Source organism: Helicobacter ganmani (assembly GCF_003364315.1).
GTDB lineage: Bacteria > Campylobacterota > Campylobacteria > Campylobacterales > Helicobacteraceae > Helicobacter_D > Helicobacter_D ganmani.
Map to the genome: position 1 here is coordinate 174,450 of NZ_NXLS01000002.1, position 17,749 is coordinate 192,198.

General features: G+C 38.2%; 15 protein-coding genes and 1 tRNA gene. 5 read left to right on the plus strand and 11 right to left on the minus strand.

Annotation, left to right across the window (positions count from 1 at the left end; genetic code table 11):
* Window positions 1-28: 28 nt before the first annotated feature.
* Window positions 29-105, plus strand: a tRNA-Met gene (locus CQA43_RS02920).
* A 93-nt stretch (window positions 106-198) separates the two neighbouring features.
* A complete protein-coding gene (locus tag CQA43_RS09850; RefSeq protein ID WP_281270095.1) occupies window positions 199-324 on the plus strand; it encodes a hypothetical protein in 126 nt (41 codons plus the stop codon).
* Window positions 325-377: 53 nt separating this feature from the next.
* Here CQA43_RS09850 and CQA43_RS09855 read toward each other — a convergent pair whose 3' ends face one another.
* Both CQA43_RS09855 and flgE read right to left on the minus strand, forming a co-directional pair.
* Window positions 378-2,435: a methyl-accepting chemotaxis protein gene (locus CQA43_RS09855; protein ID WP_181881601.1), complete on the minus strand. Its 2,058-nt coding sequence runs from the start codon at window positions 2,433-2,435 to the stop codon at window positions 378-380.
* Window positions 2,436-2,711: 276 nt separating this feature from the next.
* A complete protein-coding gene (flgE, locus tag CQA43_RS02930) occupies window positions 2,712-4,967 on the minus strand; it encodes a flagellar hook protein FlgE (protein ID WP_115551117.1) in 2,256 nt (751 codons plus the stop codon).
* Between the two features lie 178 nt (window positions 4,968-5,145).
* Between flgE and CQA43_RS02935 the strand changes: the two genes are divergently transcribed.
* The gene (locus tag CQA43_RS02935) at window positions 5,146-6,444 is read left to right on the plus strand and encodes an O-acetylhomoserine aminocarboxypropyltransferase/cysteine synthase family protein (RefSeq protein WP_115551118.1); all 1,299 of its coding nucleotides are present in this window, start codon (window positions 5,146-5,148) and stop codon (window positions 6,442-6,444) included.
* A gap of 9 nt (window positions 6,445-6,453) precedes the next feature.
* The gene (locus tag CQA43_RS02940; protein ID WP_115551119.1) at window positions 6,454-7,341 is read left to right on the plus strand and encodes a homoserine O-succinyltransferase; all 888 of its coding nucleotides are present in this window, start codon (window positions 6,454-6,456) and stop codon (window positions 7,339-7,341) included.
* Here CQA43_RS02940 and CQA43_RS02945 read toward each other — a convergent pair.
* From CQA43_RS02945 to CQA43_RS09690, 5 genes are all read right to left on the minus strand, one after another.
* Window positions 7,328-7,783 carry a hypothetical protein gene (locus CQA43_RS02945; protein ID WP_115551120.1) on the minus strand — a complete coding sequence of 152 codons (456 nt, stop codon included), beginning with the start codon at window positions 7,781-7,783 and terminating at the stop codon, window positions 7,328-7,330. The genes CQA43_RS02940 and CQA43_RS02945 overlap by 14 nt on opposite strands.
* Before the next feature lie 4 nt (window positions 7,784-7,787).
* Complete coding sequence (locus tag CQA43_RS02950; RefSeq protein ID WP_115551121.1) at window positions 7,788-8,297, minus strand: hypothetical protein; 510 nt, start codon at window positions 8,295-8,297, stop codon at window positions 7,788-7,790.
* 30 nt (window positions 8,298-8,327) lie between these two features.
* Complete coding sequence (gene carB / locus CQA43_RS02955) at window positions 8,328-11,588, minus strand: carbamoyl-phosphate synthase large subunit (protein WP_115551244.1); 3,261 nt, start codon at window positions 11,586-11,588, stop codon at window positions 8,328-8,330.
* Between the two features lie 80 nt (window positions 11,589-11,668).
* Window positions 11,669-12,283, minus strand: a complete 615-nt coding sequence (gene gmk / locus CQA43_RS02960) for a guanylate kinase (protein ID WP_115551245.1) — start codon at window positions 12,281-12,283, stop codon at window positions 11,669-11,671.
* Between the two features lie 6 nt (window positions 12,284-12,289).
* Window positions 12,290-14,059 (minus strand): putative sodium/potassium/calcium exchanger, encoded by a 1,770-nt coding sequence (locus CQA43_RS09690; RefSeq protein WP_245944198.1) that lies wholly within the window; start codon window positions 14,057-14,059, stop codon window positions 12,290-12,292.
* 91 nt (window positions 14,060-14,150) lie between these two features.
* On the opposite strand from CQA43_RS09690, the gene CQA43_RS02970 reads away from it, so the two are divergent.
* Complete coding sequence (locus tag CQA43_RS02970) at window positions 14,151-14,675, plus strand: phospholipase D-like domain-containing protein (RefSeq protein WP_115551122.1); 525 nt, start codon at window positions 14,151-14,153, stop codon at window positions 14,673-14,675.
* 13 nt (window positions 14,676-14,688) lie between these two features.
* Here the strand turns inward: CQA43_RS02970 and CQA43_RS02975 are convergent, their stop codons facing one another.
* The 4 genes from CQA43_RS02975 to CQA43_RS02990 all read right to left on the minus strand — a co-directional run bounded on the left by CQA43_RS02975 (window position 14,689) and on the right by CQA43_RS02990 (window position 17,730).
* Window positions 14,689-15,222, minus strand: coding sequence for a hypothetical protein (locus tag CQA43_RS02975; protein WP_115551123.1), 534 nt, complete (start codon window positions 15,220-15,222; stop codon window positions 14,689-14,691).
* Entirely contained in the window at window positions 15,219-15,740 is a 522-nt protein-coding gene (locus CQA43_RS02980; protein ID WP_115551124.1) for a hypothetical protein, read from the minus strand. The genes CQA43_RS02975 and CQA43_RS02980 overlap by 4 nt, the downstream gene beginning before the upstream one ends.
* On the minus strand, window positions 15,737-16,789 hold the full coding sequence (locus tag CQA43_RS02985) for a hypothetical protein (RefSeq protein ID WP_115551125.1): 1,053 nt from the start codon (window positions 16,787-16,789) through the stop codon (window positions 15,737-15,739). The genes CQA43_RS02980 and CQA43_RS02985 overlap by 4 nt, the downstream gene beginning before the upstream one ends.
* A 128-nt stretch (window positions 16,790-16,917) precedes the next feature.
* Entirely contained in the window at window positions 16,918-17,730 is an 813-nt protein-coding gene (locus CQA43_RS02990; RefSeq protein WP_115551126.1) for a sulfite exporter TauE/SafE family protein, read from the minus strand.
* Window positions 17,731-17,749 lie beyond the last annotated feature (19 nt).

The window sequence follows — 17,749 nt, forward strand, 5'->3', positions numbered from 1 at the left end:
ACATTTATAATCTTTTTATAAATTTTATCGCGGGGTAGAGCAGCCCGGTAGCTCGTTGGGCTCATAACCCAAAGGTCGGTGGTTCAAATCCGCCCCCCGCTACCAAATCTTTCTATAATTCTATCATTTTGTTTCATACAATATTCACACTTTGGACTTTAAAATAAAATCTTAAATGTTGTAAAACTTCAGGGATTTGTGGGATTATGGGATACTTCGGCTTTTGCCTCGCAACGACTGCGTGGGATTCGTTCTTGTAAGAATCACTTACGATTCATAGCGCACATTGTAGCAACAATTATGCAAGCTTGGGTGAGTCGCTAACACAACGTACCCGCTGCTTGCAAATTCACAACTTTAAATTTCAAAAAGTAAAACTAAAACTTCTTTTTATTCACATCATCAAAAATTTTATTTGCAATTTTATCTACCGCATCACTAATGTTTTGAGAATAGTTTGCGATTTCTACATTTTGTGAGTTGCTAGTTTCTAGTTGTGCCACTGCTTGATTAATCTGCTCAATTCCTAATGTTTGCTCTCTAATGGATTCACTCATATCATTAATGCCTTGCACAAGAACATTCACATTTGCTTCAATTTCGCCAAGTGATTTTCCTGTTCTTTCTGCTAGTTTTCGCACTTCATCGGCGACAACGGCGAATCCTCTTCCGTGTTCTCCTGCTCTTGCTGCTTCAATGGCTGCATTAAGAGCAAGCAAATTTGTTTGGTCTGCAATGTCTTTAATCACATTCACGATACTTTTAATATCCTCTGCTTGTCTTGTAACCTCTGCAGTTTTGTCGCTTACATTGTGCATAGAGCTTGAAATTTCCTCCACAGCCGCAGCGGATTGCCCCAATGCAGCTGCCTGATTATGTGAGCCTTCAGTAAGGTTTCTTATTGCTTGATTCAAATCTTTTGCACTTGCTTCTAGCTCCTTGGCAAAGCCTGACGAAGTGTGCAGCATTTCTTTAATGCTCTCACCCAAAGCATTTGTAGTGGTTTCTACACTTCCTTGTGCATTGACAACAGCGGTCGTAAAATCCAAAGCAATATAGCTTTCAAAGACGCGTGAAATCTCATTCATATCGCTACCAATTTTATGTTGTAAGACATCTAGCATTGCATTTAATACATTCTTTAATTCTATCAGTTGTGGATTGTGAGGATTCTCTACGATTCTTGCAGTGAAATCCCCTTCCTCAATGGATTTTGCAACCTCAATAGATTGCTGCACAGCTTGCTCGTCTTCTGCCAAACCTCTTTGGATTCTTTGGATATTTTGATTGATTGCGATTCGCATTGCCCCAATCTCATCTTCTGCTTTTGGTTTTGTGAGCAGAGGAGGATTTGGCGTCTCGTGGTTTAGGTATTTCAAAAAATCAAAGAGTAAAACAGAAATACCATTGACACGACTAAGCAAAGAAAATTTGATAATCACAAAAGAAGCAAGCAAAATCACAAAAAACAAAAGAATAATTCCAGCAATTATGAGAAATTCTATCTTGTTGTTTGCCTCTGTAAAATCACTTATTAATGCCTCAATCAAAATATAAACATTCAATTGCGGATTATAATCTATATAGCCATAATATTCTTTGCTATTATTTTGGTGTTTGTAAAAAATTTCTGTCTCTGGTTTGATGTTTGTAAGATGAGCGAATTTACTTGGATTTCCCTCGTGCCCAAATATAAATTTATCCTGTGTTTTATCAAAGATGACGATTTTTCCGTTTTTTCCAATAGGGATTCTGCTTAATTTTTGTGTAATGAGTTGATAGGAATTTGTTAAATCATAAGCAATAAATAAAATTCCCAAAATCTCTCCACTTGCACCAAGAATCGGTTTATAAACAGACATATAGTCCTTTCCACCCAAATGCACCTTGCCATAAAAAATCTTTGGGTTGCTTTTTGTCATTTCTGCATAAGCTGGGTGAGAGATTCCTAGTGTAGTATTAATCATACGATTACCTTGTTGGTCTTTCAAAGAAGTTGTTATCCTAACAAAATCATTCCCATCTTTGACAAAAATTGTTGCCACACCTCCGGTTAAATTAGAAAAGTTATCCACTAGCTCCGTATTGCCTACAAGATTAATTCCATTATAATAGAAGCTTGGCACATTCAAATTACCATTTCTGATAGTTTCCCCGATTCTATAACTATTACGCCCTTGTCCCCCATAAAGTGTTGCCAAATTATTTTCAAAAAGTTTCAATGTAGAATCCGTTTCACTAATAATTTGGTCGGCAATAACTTGGAAGTTACCCTCTACGATTGTGGCAGTTTGTTTGATTTGTGCCGCCATTTGCTCTTGAGAAAATTTGCTCATAGTATGCGAGATAAATAATACAAGTGGTATTGTGATAATCAACGCAATGAGCGACTGAATACAGGAAAATTTCTTCCCCACAGAAAGTTTGTCCCACATCTTCATTCCTTGTGTTGCTAAATTAAAATTTAAATTGTATCTAAAATATTTATAATAAAAATTAAAATATAATTTAAACTTTTATCCCGAATGAGAGACAAAGATTATTTGTGAAATTTCACTTGTAGAATCGTAAAAAGATTGAAAGGTGAGATTCTATGTTATGGATTGCTTCGATACACTCGTAATTTCGCAGTGAGGAGTTCTCGTCGCTTTGCTTACAAAAGCAAAGCAAAAGAAAATGTGTAGGCAAAAGCCTACACGAAAGACTAAGGATTATTGTTTAAGCTGGAGCAAAGTGTTCAAGATTTGGTCAGAAGTCGTTACAGATTTAGAGCTTGCTTGGAATCCGCGTTGCACAACAATAAGTTGTGTTAAACCTCTACTTAAATCCGTGTTACTCATCTCTAGCTTAGAGGCTTGAATATTAGCTCGCCCGCCTGTCCCTGCTGGACCAAATGTTGGATCGCCAGAGTTTGGGGATTCTGCATAAAGATTGTTTTCTGTTCCTTGCAAGCCTTCATAGTTAGCAAAAGTTGCTACAGCCACTTGTGCTAGGGCAAAATTTCGTCCATTGTCAAAAACACCTATCATCGTTCCGGTTTGGTCAAAGTAGAAATCTTTGAGTGTTCCTGACGCATAACCATCTCCTATCATTTTCTGTGCTTCAGATTCTTTTGCAGTGCTTGTCAATCCATCATATCCACCACCTGTTCCAAAGTTTAGATTAATAGCTTGTGGGAATTTTGCGCCATTGTTTGGCTTAAACTGAATTGTAGAAGGGTTGAATCCTAGCAATTCTCCTTGCTCACCAAAGGTTACATTTCCACCTTCTAAGATATTTGGACGCTGTGCAGTTGCTCCAAGTAGCTCTGCTGGTTCTGGCACGATAACACGCCAATTCCATTGGTTTCCTTGCACCTTAGTATATTCAATCTGAAACTCGTGTTTGTTTCCAAGGCTATCAAAAATTTCCACAGTTTGCCCAAAATTTGCCATTCTAAATCCACCGGTGCTAGTTACATTTCCGCCCTCTACTAGCACTCCTGTATTCATTCCTTTCATTTGATTCTTGAAAAGCACATTAGTTGTGTTGAGTGTGTCGTTGTATGCTGAAACAAAGATATTAAGGTTATCATAAGCACCCCAATTACCACCATTTGCGATTCCATCTTGTTTATTGTTGATTTCAAATTGTCCTGAATTATTCAAAATCACACTGACACTATAACTGCTTTGACCAAAGCCTGCTGCAATACCAGCTGCTGCAGCTGCAGAATCTCCACCAAAAGCCTTGATTTTATTTGCATCTTGTTGCATTACAGCACGCAAATCCTCTGTGGTGCGGAATTGTCCAGAAGCAGAATCAGCATCGGTTTGCGTTGTATAGATATATTTAAATGCAGTCGTTACGGTTTGAGAATCTGCTTGTGGTAACAAGTTACCTTGAGCATCTGTAAATCCTCCATTTGCAAAGATTCCATTATCAAATCCACTTGCACGAATGTTTTTGTTAGAGCCATCACCATCTAGTTGGTTGAGGTTTTGTAAGATTAACATTCCATTTTGCGTGAGTGCTTCTACACCAGTTTTGTCTTTTAAATTGTTAATTGCAACTTGTGCAGCCAAAAGATGAGAAGAACCAGAGACGCTTGCGTCATTTGTCCAAGTAATGGTTTGTCCATTGATTGTAACAGTGGTTGTAACAGGACCAGCAGCAGGATTGGGGTCAAGCATTATGCGGTTTGAGGTTGCAGTTTGATAGCTTACCCAAATCCCTTGCCCTTCTTGCAGCATTAAGGCTTCTCCACTTGCATCAAACATTACTCCCATATCTTGCTCCACTTCAAGTTGTTTATCGTTTGAATCATAGATTCTATCTAATCCACCCGCAATATAGTTGTTTGCTGCAGAGCTATCTAGCGGGCTTGGACAAGTGATATTTTCTGTTTTTCTACCACTTGTGAGGTTGATATTACCAGTTACATTACTTGTAGCTTTGGCGGGCACAGTCATACGAGGGTCAATCGTGATGTTTTTAATAGGACCTGTGGAATCTACTCTATTGAGTTCGCCACTTCCGCACGCGCAATCTAGCTTAGAAAGGTCTCTTAACCAACCTTGCACAATAAATCCACTTGTAGTTACAAGATTTCCTACTGCATCAAAAGAGAATGCGCCATCACGGGTATACATTTTTGTATAACCACCATTGTTGCTAACGACAAACAAACCATTTCCGCTTAAAGCTAAGTCTGCTTTCCTATCTGTGTTTTGCAAAGAACCTTGTTCAAAGACTTTTGTTGTTGTGTTAATGCTTGTTCCAAGCCCTACGGAATAATCATTTACCCCTCCATATCCTGCATAAGGAATCGTAGCAGAACGGCGAGTTTGACTAACCATTGTAGAAAAATCCGCACGAGAATACTTAAAGCCGTTTGTATTCACATTTGCAATATTATTGGATTCCACATCAAGAGCAATTTGATGTGCTTGCATACCACTTACACCTGACCATAATGAACGTAACATTTGTAATCCTTTATCTAAAAAAGTATTTTGCAAAGAGTAAAGCAAGTATCGTTCCACTTTTTTATTAGCAGTATTTTATTTTGCAAGATTTTAAAAATTTCAATAAATTTATAAATACATATTGTATTTTTTAAATTTTATGTTATAATTCCGCGAAATTTTAATAAAGGAAAACAAAATGGCAAATTTATTGCACAACAATTACACACAAGAAACACTCGCATTGCACGCAGGCTATACTTACGATACACAGCGCACTTTAAGCGTGCCAATCTATCAAAATACCGCTTATAGCTTTGAGACTTTGGAGCAAGCAGCGGCAAGATTTGGCTTACAAGAATTAGGCAATATTTACTCCCGATTGACAAATCCTACTTACAAAATACTAGGAGACCGCCTTGCTGCTGTGGAGGGTGGCGCATTTGGAGTTGCTGCGGCTAGCGGAACTGCTGCCATTTTTTATGCACTTGCTAATCTCGCACAAAATGGTGATAGTATTGTGTATTCTAATAAAATCTATGGTGGCACACAAACGCTTATCGTGCATACCCTAAAGAGATTCGGCATTCATTCTAAAGTATTTGATATTGACGATATTGAGGGTACTTTGGAAAATGTGATTGACGAGACAACCAAGGTGATTTTCTTTGAGAGTCTCTCCAATCCACAAATTTCTATTGCAGATGTAGAAAAAATCACCAAAATCGCCCAAAAATATGGAATCGTAACGATTTGCGACAACACCGTCGCTACTGCATTTTTGCACAAGCCTTTTGATTTTGGAGTAGATGTCGCAGTTTATTCCCTAAGCAAATATGTCAATGGTCAAGGAAGCGCACTAGGCGGAGCTGTGATTGAACGCAAAGAATTAAATGATTTGCTTGTCAATAACCCTCGCTACCCCGCTTTTAATACCCCAGATGAAAGCTATCACGGACTTGTTTATGCTACTTTAGCAAATGCGTTGCCAATCTTTGGAATCCGATTAATCACCGAATGGCTAAGAAATATTGGCGCAACACTTTCACCGCAAAATGCGTGGATTATCCTACAAGGGTTAGAAACATTAGAATTGCGAATCAAAAAGCATAGCCAAAACGCACTAGAAGTTGCGCGATTCCTCCAAACTCACCCAAAAGTCAAAAATGTATTCTATCCCGGCTTAGAAAACAATCCTTACCATTCTTTGTTGCGAAAATACTTCACAGATTCTAACGCAAGCGGGCTTTTGAGTTTTGAAGTGAGTAGCTTTGAAGAGGCTAAAAAAGTCTGTAACGCATTAGAAATCTTTGCGATTGTCGCGAATATAGGGGATTCTAAATCTCTTGTAATTCACCCTGCTTCCACAACCCATTCACAATTAAGCGAAGCCGAGTTAAAATCCGCCGGGATTACACCTTGCACAATTCGTTTAAGCATTGGTTTGGAATCCCCGCAAGACTTAATTGCGGATTTAAAACAAGCATTAGAAAAATAAGGAAATTTTATGCCATTAGTCATTCCAGAGGACATTCCAGCCTTTTCACTTCTCAAACAAAATGCGTTCATTATGGGCTGCAATCACGCGAAATCTCAAGATATTCGCACTTTGGAAGTGCTGATTTTTAACCTTATGCCTACCAAAATAGAAACAGAAAATCAGATTCTCTCGCTCCTTGCAAATTCTCCCTTGCAAGTCAATATTACCCTACTCTCTACCGCAAGCTACATTGGTAAAAATACGCCAAAATCGCACCTAGAGCGATTCTATGTTAATTTTGAAACGATTAAGAATCGCAAATTTGATGGTGCGATTGTTACAGGTGCGCCGATTGAACATTTGGAATTTGAAGAGGTAAAATATTGGAAAGAATTTACACGCGTAATGGATTTTTTAAAAACAAATTGCACAAGCACCCTCTATCTTTGTTGGGGAGCAATGGCAGGATTACATTATTTCCACAAAATCCAAAAAGTCCCGCTAGATTCTAAACTTTTTGGCATATTTGACCACTATTGGGTAGAAAAAGACTTGCTCTTAAATGGTTTAGATGAGATTGTCAAGATTCCACATTCGCGACATTCTGGCATCAATGAAGCACAAGTGCGCGCAAATAGGAATCTGAAAATTCTGCTTGAGGGAAAGCGTAGCGGGATTGCTGCACTTAAAGATGAAAAAGACTTTTTTATTTTAGGACACCCCGAATACTCTAAAGAAACTTTGGATTTAGAATACAAACGCGACTTAAATCAAGGTTTAGAGATTACCCCGCCCTCCCATTATTATGATGAGGCAAACAATCCTCTATTTATTTGGCGTTCCTCTGCGAGCGTGCTGTTTTCAAATTGGCTTAACTTTGCCGTCTATCAAGACACACCTTTTATTCTGCATTAGGCTTCTCGTAATACACGAGATTCCGCTTGCGTGTCTCAAAATCCTCTGAATCCTCACTCAAATAAACAATATAATGCCTATCCTCATAAAGCCCGTGAATATTTCTCATTTCTCCTTGAATATTCAAGGTATAATCTTTTGCCAAAAAAATTTCCCCCATTGCACGCCCAAAGTTTGGGATAAAAAGCAAAATCGCACAACCCAAAAGGACGACAAACAAAAACTTGAATACTTTATCCACAAACGGAATCACAAAACCGATTCCAAAAATAGCAACAAAAAAGATAAATGCGTAAATATTAAAAACATTGAAAAAAAATGGATTAAAAAATACTTTGATTCCATAGTATTGAATATATCCACTAAAAATTGTTGCCCAAAAAACAGCAAAAAGCAAAAAAACTAGCATAAAACTTACAAGCACAGAAGAGACAAATTTCATAGATTCACCTAATACATTTAAGATTAAAATTTGAGATTTTATAGATTTTAGAAGGTTGAGATTCCGCTAAACCTCGCTTATCTAAAATCACCATATCCGCCTTTTGCAACGCAAAATCTAAATGAAACATTTGATGATGTGCATTAGCAGAGCTAGAATACAAAAAGGGGAAGAATCGCAAAAAATCTGCGTGGGAAGTCTCTTGCAATCTATGAGGCTTGATAACACGAATCGCAAGTTTTGTATTCTCGCTACCTTCTCTTGATAAGGCGTGTTTGCCACTATAAATAAAAGTATTTTTTGTGCTCCTGCGCACTCTATTTTTATATTTTTCAGGAATCCTCACAAGATTTTTAAGCTTACAAAAAGAATCTAAGGTTAAAAGCGTATTTTGACTTTTTAAACGTCCTTTAATTGCATTGAGCTTCACAAAATCAGCACACAAAAATCCTGCTGTCGTATCGCTTTGGGCTAAAAAGATTGGTGCAACCTCACAATCTGTGAAAAAATCCATTGGCTATAATCCTTATTCACATTTTACTCATCATTGCTCCAAGTAATCCTGAATCGCTTTTGCTAGATTTGGATTATGAGATTTTAACTCACTAATCGCACAAACCGCCACGCGCGCAGCTTCAATCGTCGTAAAATAAGGCACATTATGGCGCAAAACTTGAGTGCGGATTTTGTCTGTGTCGTCCTTGCTTGAAGTTTCATCACTTGTGTTAATCGCCAAAGCAATTTCCCCATTAGCGAGCATATCACCAATATTTGGACGCCCTTCGCTAATCTTTAATGCCTCCTCGCAAGCAATTCCAGCATTTTTTAGAATCTCTGCTGTGCCTTTTGTCGCACAAAGATGAAAATCAAAATGTTGCAAATCTTTTGCAAGCGAAACCGCTTGAGACTTATCAAGACTACGAAGAGAAATAAAAATTTTTCCTTTTGTAGGAAGTGAATTTTTACAAGCCAACTGACTTTTGGCAAAACTTAACCCAAAACTCTCGCTAATCCCCATAACTTCACCTGTTGAGCGCATTTCTGGTCCTAGCACCATCACCGCACCGCTTAACTTATTAAATGGAAAAACAGATTCTTTGACTGCGATATGTTTAGGGGTTTTGGGTTTATATAAACCATTTTTAAACTCTGTTTTTTGGAATTTATCATAACGCGCAAGTGCAGATTTCAAATCTCCATTTACCATTACATCAGTGGCAACCTTTGCAAGCGGAATCCCGGTCGCTTTGCTTACAAATGGCACGGTGCGACTTGCGCGGGGATTGACTTCAATAAGATAAAGTGTATTTTCAAAGATTGCGTATTGTGTATTCATTAGTCCCACTACTCCTAGATTTCTAGCAATCCTTGCAGTTGTTTCCTCAACCTCTCTTATGCGCTCCTCTGATAAGCTAATTGTAGGCAATGAACAGGCAGAATCACCGCTATGGATTCCTGCCTCTTCAATGTGCTGCATAATTCCCGCAATATAAACTTCCTTGCCATCACAAATAATATCCACATCTAATTCAATGGCATTATTTAAAAATTTGTCAATGAGCACAGGGCTATCCTCGCTGACGCTCACCGCCTCACTCATATAATCTTGCAATTCGTTCATATTATAAACAATCCGCATTGCGCGTCCACCTAACACATAGCTAGGACGCACAAGCACAGGGAATCCTATGTCTTGGGCGATATTAATTGCTTCTTCTTTCGTATAGGCTGTGCCATTCTTAGGTTGAATGAGTCCATTTTCTTCCACAAATTTTGCAAATTTTTCTCTATCCTCTGCAATATCAATAGTTTTTGCACTTGTGCCGATGATTTTAGCACCAATTGTCGTAAGCTTCTTAGCGAGTTTCAGAGGTGTCTGCCCACCAAAATGCACGATGATTCCATCTGGTTTCTCACGCTCAATCACACTGCGCACGTGCTCAAAGGTGATTGGCTCAAAGTAGAGGGTGTCGCTAGTGTCGTAATCCGTGCTAACGGTCTCGGGATTACAATTATACATAATGCTTTGAATGCCCATATCACGCAAAGCGAAACTTGCATGCACGCAAGCATAATCAAACTCTATTCCTTGTCCAATGCGATTGGGTCCTCCACCGATGATGAGCACTTTTTTCTTATTGCTTTGTGGAATCTCTGGACTCAACTCACACTCAAAAGGAATCGTAGAATACAAATATGCGGTTTGGGTAGCAAACTCTGCCGCGCAAGTATCTACTTCATTGTAACTTAAACCAATCTTTGCCTTTTGCCTCAAAGCATAAATATCCTCTTCGCGCAATTCTAGGGATTCGGTTTTATTAACTAAAAAAGCAAGCATTTTATCACTAAAGCCATATTGTTTGACTTTTCTTAAGAAATTTGCATTGTTAAGTCTTTCAAAAGAAATTTGTTGCTCTAGCGCAATGATTTCTGCAATTTGATTGAGAAAATAGGAATCTACTTTGCACCATTTTTGCACTTCTTCTACACTGATTCCGCGACGAAACGCGTCGGCAATATAAAGCAATCTCTCGGCATTTGGGCGTCGCACTTCGCGTTGAATCTCGTTTAAATCACTACTTTTGGGCGTAAAGCCAAAGATTCCTGTTTCTAAGCTATTGAGTGCTTTTTGCAAGGATTCTTTGAAAGTTGTGCCAATCGCCATAACTTCACCAATGGATTTCATAGAAGTTGTCAGGGTAGAATCTGCTTGTGGAAATTTCTCAAAGGTAAAACGAGGAATCTTTGTTACAATATAATCAATACTAGGTTCAAAGCTTGCAGGCGTGCCTGTAATGTCGTTTTTGATTTCGTCTAAAGTAAAACCTACTGCAAGCAAGGTAGCAACCTTGGCGATTGGATAACCTGTTGCCTTAGAAGCAAGCGCGGAAGAGCGCGAAACGCGGGGGTTCATCTCAATCACGGTCATTCTGCCGCTGCTAGGATTAATGGCAAATTGCACATTGCTCCCGCCTGTATCCACACCAATTTCGCGCAAAATAGCAAAGGAGGCATCACGCATTCTTTGATATTCCTTATCTGTCAGCGTCAATGCTGGGGCAATCGTGATAGAATCCCCTGTATGCACTCCCATTGGGTCTAAATTCTCAATGCTACATACGATAATGCAATTATCCGCTCTATCACGAATCACCTCCATTTCGTATTCTTTCCAACCCAACAAGGATTCTTCAACCAAAATCTCACCAATAGGGCTAATCTCTAAACCATTTTGCGCTAGATTCTTAAATTCGTCAATATTATAAGCGACACCGCTTCCACCTCCCGCTAAGGTATAACTTGCACGAATAATAAGTGGGAATCCTATCTCTCTTGCAGCATCTAACGCCTCTTCAAGTGTGTAGGCATAACGAGATTTTGGCAAATCCATACCGATTTTTAGCATTGCCTCTTTAAACGCCTGCCTATCCTCACCTTTTTTAATTGCTTCGGGTTTTGCACCAAGAAATTGCACTCCTTGAAGCATTCCTTTTTCAAACATACTCATTGCGATATTTAGTGCTGTTTGTCCGCCCATAGTAGGCAAAATCGCATCTACTTTTTCTTTTTTAATAATATCTGCAACCACCTCTTCAGTAATTGGTTCAATGAAAGTGCGGTCTGCAAACTCTGGGTCTGTCATAATCGTTGCTGGATTGGAGTTAATCAGCACGACTTTATAACCTAACTCTTTGAGTGTTTTTGCAGCTTGTGTGCCTGAATAATCAAACTCGCACGCCTGCCCAATGACGATTGGTCCTGAACCAATCAATAGAATTGTTTGAATGTCATTTCGTTTTGGCATAAAATCCTTCTTGCAATTTTGGTTTGGGTTAAAATTTCGTAATTCTAGCGTTTTATGACTTAAAAATTTGAGGGAAAATTCTATTTTTTCCAATTTTGCAAAAAAGGTTGAAGCTGATATAAACTTGCCCTGCAAAATGCACTTCTTGCAATACAAACAAGTTGCTTAGCGGATTCCTCTAGGTTTTCATTAATGATTAAAAAATCAAAATTATGGAGGCTTTCCACTTCATCTAGCGCATTTTCTAATCGCTTTTGAATCACCTCTGCACTATCACTTCCGCGCCCGCTCAAACGCTCTTTCAAAATGCTTTTACTTGGTGTTGTGATAAACACGCTTGTCGTTTGATTTGGAAAAATTTTTTTAAGATTTGCTTGTCCTTGCACATCAATGTCAAAAATCACAAGCTTATCCTCTTGTAATGCCTTTAAAACTTGCGTTTTAGAAGTGCCATAATAATTTCCATGCACTTGCGCCCACTCTAAAAATTCTCCCTTTTGGATTCCATTTTCAAAGACATCTTTTTCAATAAAATAATAATGCACTCCTTCTATTTCGCCCTCACGTTTCTTGCGTGTAGTAGAGGAAATAGAAAAATAATGGCTAGGAAACTCTTGTGCTAAAATTTTATATAATGAGCTTTTTCCTGCCCCGCTAGGACCAGAAAGAATGAGAATCGCTCCTTTGTATTTCATAAACATTTAGTCTTTTTTAGGAAATTGAATATTAATACTAATAGACGCACCGCTTAGCAAATCTTTTAGATTTTGGGACTGCAAGGCTTGCAATGCGCCAATGAGAGATTCTAGCGAATTTGCTTGAATATTGCTTGGCAATGTGGAATCCTCTGCCACACTTGCATTTGGCACAATTGGAGTGAGATTTGGGGCTTTTGCAATAGGTTCTCCCAAAGCTTCGCTCATTCCCTCTACGCTTAAGCTATCAAATTCGTCTAAGCCGCTTTCTAACGCGGCAGGCTCTGTCTTTGATTCCTCCTCTAAAGGCAAATCTAAATCTCCTGTCAAATCCGCTTCCAAATTCTCGCTTAAATCCTCTGCTATGGAATCCTCCGCATTCTCTGATTCCGTTTCATTGGTTTGTGCTGCAATTTCAGATTCTGCCCCCATATCAAGGTCTAGTTCCTCTTGCGTTTGCTCTTGAGATTCTAAATTTAAATCACCTAAATCCTCTTCTGTGGATTCTGAAGCTTCCGCAGGTAAATCAGCCAATGAATCTCCTGAATCCGTGGATAAATCCAAGTCTCCAAAGTCGGAATCCAATACATCATTAGAGCTAGATTCTAAATCCCCCAATTCTCCTATATCCAGTCCGGAGGCATTAGAATCCGCACTTTCCTCGCCCATATCTTGCGCTATTTCCTCTGTTGTCTCTACCGCTTTTTCATCGCCCATTTCCTCATCAAGTGCAGGCAACCCTAAATCTTCATCTGCCAACAAATCCGATTCTGCATTTTCTAGGCTTTCCGCTTCTTTTGTTTCGTTATCAAAATCCAAATCCAAGTCTAAATCTGCTTCTCCTTCTTCGCTTGTTTCTGCAAAATCCGCACTATTGCCCTTAATATCATCGCCACCTAAGCCTTCTAACTGCACATCAAAATCCTCGCCTTGAGATTCCAAAGATTCCTCTTTAGAATCCTCCGCGACTTCAATATTATCAAGCTCTGCTTGCAAATCACTAAAGTCCAAATCCTCACCGGCACTAGAATCGCCACCCAAATCCATCTCCTCGCCCAAATCCGATGAAGTGTCTGTTGATTCAGGTAAAGCCTCCTCATTTGAAAGTAAATCTTTAATCTCCTCCACATCACCTTTATCTAGAACATTTAAATCTGAAGATTCTTCTTTAGAATCGTCTGCACCAAAATCCAACTGCGCGTCCCCGTCCTCTGCACCAAAATCTAATGGGACATTCGCCTCTTCTCCCGCCTCTTCTATACCCTCTTCTATTGCATCGTCTGCACCGAAATCCAACTGCGCGTCCCCCTCACTAGATTCTGCGCTTGACTCCTCATCGTCTAATTGCAAATCATCAAAACCTGAAAGATCTAATTCATCGTCTAAATTACCCAAAGATTCCACATCGTCAATCTCTAAACCATTAGATTCTCCCTTTTGATGAGCTTGCTGATTATCCATTGGAGTAATCCCAGAAATCTTACTCAAGGTTTTTACAAGGTCCGTAGGCAAAAAAGGCTTTTGAATATACTCATTAAAGCCCTCTAAACGTTCTGTGGATTTAGCATAAAATAAGCCAAATTTTGCTTCTGGATTTGCTGATTTATAAGAGTTAAATAATTCTTGTTCAAAACATTCGTCATCTATCAAAACAATTTCTGCACCAAGCGTTAAATCAATCTCTGGAGATTCTTCCATTTCTACGCCAAGCTTAGACACACTTAGTGCTACAAGTTTGCTAATAATGGGATTCTTATTAATAAGATATAGTTTCATAAATGCTCCCTATTTACTTTGTTTCGTCTTTTTAAACAAAGAGTTGGTAAAATTTTAACAATTTGTATCTTAATTTTACAAGGAACTTTTAATGTTTAAACAAGTTTTAGCAACGATTGGGATTTTTATCAGCTTTTCTTGGGCGGATTCTCTCTACTTTATGCCTCAAGAACAAGATAAAGCCCTCCAAGCATTGATTTCTACGATTCAAAACTCTCAAAACACACTAGATGTCGCAATTTATAGCTTCACAAATCGCGAAATCAGCAAAGCAATCCGCGACATTGCCAAAAAAGGTGTAAAAGTGCGAATCATTTATGACAAAAAAAGCAATCAAAACGCCAATAAATCCACCATTGGTTATCTCGCAAAGCTCAAAAATATCGAGACTTGCTTGCTAGAAGGAAAACCCTCTTATAATCGCAAATTTTATGGATTAATGCATATGAAAATGGCAATCAGTGATGAAAATTCTCTGATTTTAGGTTCTGCAAATTGGTCTAAGAGTGCTTTTGAGACGAACTACGAAACACTTTTCATCACACAAAATAAAGATTCTATTGCAAAAGCCAAAAATGCTTTTGAGGGAATGTTTTTGGAGTGCAAGAAATATTAGAAATCCCCGAAAGCTATTTGGAATCCATATTTAAAAAATATGCGTCCAAACGAAAAGAAAAGACTAATTCCGCGCCCTCTCTTTCAATAAGAATCGGAAAGCTAAAGCGCACGATTCCGGGTAAAGCTCGTGTCATTTTTAAAGACTCTTTGAGTTTGTTAATATTTTGCAAACGCCCGCTAACCACAAAACGTTGTTTAAAGTATTTTCCCTCTAAACTAGGCGCACCATCTGCAACTACGCCAGCGTTTTCAAAGATAATTCTTAACTTTTCCTCAATTTCTCTTTGCGTGATTCTGTGTTCAAAATTTTCCAATATATGTGCATTTTGATTTTGATAATTGATAAGTTTTTGCCTTTCTGCATTACGTTGAGATTCTATCTGTTCTTGCACATAAATCTCCTTGCGATATTGTGCATTAGTCTTACGAAAAATGTCTAATTGGGGTTTTACCACAGCCAAAAACACTCCAATAACCATAAAAAAGTAAAAAACAAAAAAGAAAGTATTACGAATCCAATCAATCTGTGCAAAAAATGCTCTCATGGCTGCGCTTCCTCTTGTTGATTTAATTTGCTAATGGAAACGAAATTATACCAACCATTTGGTAGCATATAGAAATCCGCGCGGCTTTGATTAAAGATTGAACGCAAAGGCACTTCTAGCAAAAAGGTATAAATCTGTTTGGAGGGAGTAGTGCCATAAAGCGTTAATTGATATTGCTCCATTTGGATTTTATTAAGCGTAATTTGCTCCGGGATTAAATCAAAGAGATTCTCCACGCTATCTTTTAGCATATTGTTTTGGCTAGCAATATAAGTTTCAAATTGCACTTTCTCTTCTTCTATAATCATCATTTCTTGGTATTCTTTAATTTCTTTGAGCATTTGTTGTTGCATTTCTATGGCTGCTTTTTCATTTTGCCGCATAAAGTATCCTTGCACTTTCAACATTGCAACAAAACCCGCAAAAATAAAAAGCGTCAAGAAAATATAGCCCCACCAAATGCGCGAAACTTTCTTGAGAATTGTTTTTTTGCCTGGTTGTGTGAAACTATAATTCATACTTGCCCTTTTGATTCAAAAAACTTATAAGATTCATAGCCAAGATTTGCTAATTCTTTAGCAATATCACAAGAAAGCACATGCACTTCTAGCATTGTGATTTGTTGGATTTGTTGGAGTGTTTCTTGTGCAATATCGTGAGGATTGAAAATCACAATTTCATTGATAAACTCGCTATTATAAAGTGGATTATTATAAAATTCACTCAAAGCAGATTGAATAAATTTTGCTGCTGTATTAATGCGTGAAAAATCATCTAAATCATTACCCTTTGAGGAATCCTCACCGCTTTCATTTAAATCGTCCTCACTATCATCATTTTTCAAGACTTTGATAAGCTCATCGTCATCACTACTTTCGCTATCCAAATCCACCACATTTTCAATATTGCTCAATTCATTTTGTAAATCCGATTCAATATCTGTTTTTTGTATATCCTCTTCGTCCTCGCTCAAAGAATGCTTAACAACGGATAATCCCAAATCAATCTCGCTTTCTAGCACATAATAACCACCAAACAAAACTCCTGCATCTTGCTTGGTAACAATCAAAGTCATATTAGAGCGTTGAAATAACACATAGAGTTTGCAAGAATCTTGGAAAGTATCTTTTGCCAAACGATACAGAATCATAAAAGGAGAAATTACAAAATCCGCGCCAAGTTTTAAAAAACGTTTTTTCGTCTCTGCGATTCCTTGATTGGGAACATAAACCGACCAATTATTATCAAACCGCTTATAGACGACTTCATTACAATTCACGCCATATTTTTCAAACTCACTTTCTTTATCGGAGTTAATCACACCTTGCGTAATAGACAAGGAAAGCGTAGAGACATAAGTAAAAGGATTTTTAGCGCGGATTTTTTTAATATAACGCACCGCTTGAATAGGTAACTCACCGGGATTTGTTTTAAACTCTTTTATTTGAGTTTGCTGAAGCTGCCCTCTGCGATAGAAATTCACCACAACACTGCATAATTTGTGATCCACTTCAATGCCAGCAATCACAGTGGCAAAAAAAGGGCGAATTGTTTTTATTAAATTCATCATCACTCCAAACTTAAACTCGCATTGCTAATAGTATGCAATTTTGGCTTAAAAAATAGCCTTTAAAAGCCAAAAAAATATAATTTTTTCATAAAATATTGCGCAAATTCTAAAAATTGCCTTTTGATTTATTTTTCAGAATCCGCCTTATAGGATTCCCAATGTGTGGGCAAATGCGATTCTATCTTGTGCATAGAATCTTGTACGGGCATAGAAGCATTAGAGTCTTGCATTTTGTGCGCTTTGTGAGTCATTGCAGGGTTTTGCAAAAACTTAATGCCTTTTTCAATCATCAATGCACCAAAAATAACAATCGCAATAGCAGCAAGATTCATCGCGAGTTTGCGCACAAAGGGCTTATATAGAATCGTGTTTGCCAAAAGTCCAAAGAGTAGCAAAGGCACAATCGTCGCAATTCCAAACACCAACATCACCAATACACCCTTAACTACGCTCGCAGAACCCGCTGCGCTAAAAAGAAACGCATAAACAAAACCACAGGGAAGCAAACCATTGAGAACTCCCAAGAGATAGAGACTCCAAGCATTTTCAAGATTCAAAGCCTTTTGGAATCGCGTTTGATACCATTTAGAATTTTGGACTGAATGTTCTAAAAGCGCGAGAAACTTTAGCTTGCCAAAGAGTGAAAGCCCCGCAAGAATCATCAAAATACCTGCAATCAAAAAGAGCAAGCCACGCAGAGTGCTATTGAGACTAAACATGCTCCCAAGTGCGCCCACAAGTGCGCCAAGCAATACATAAGTGCTAATGCGCCCAAGATTATAAAGAAAGTGGAATCCCACAATGCGCCCTTTGCTCGCATTTTGATTTGCCAACTTTCCGCTAAAGGCAAGCACGATTCCGCCACACATTCCAATGCAATGCCCAAATCCTCCAACTAATGCAATACTAAAAAGGCTAATAAAATCTAAATTTTCCATATTTTTCCTTGATAAATCT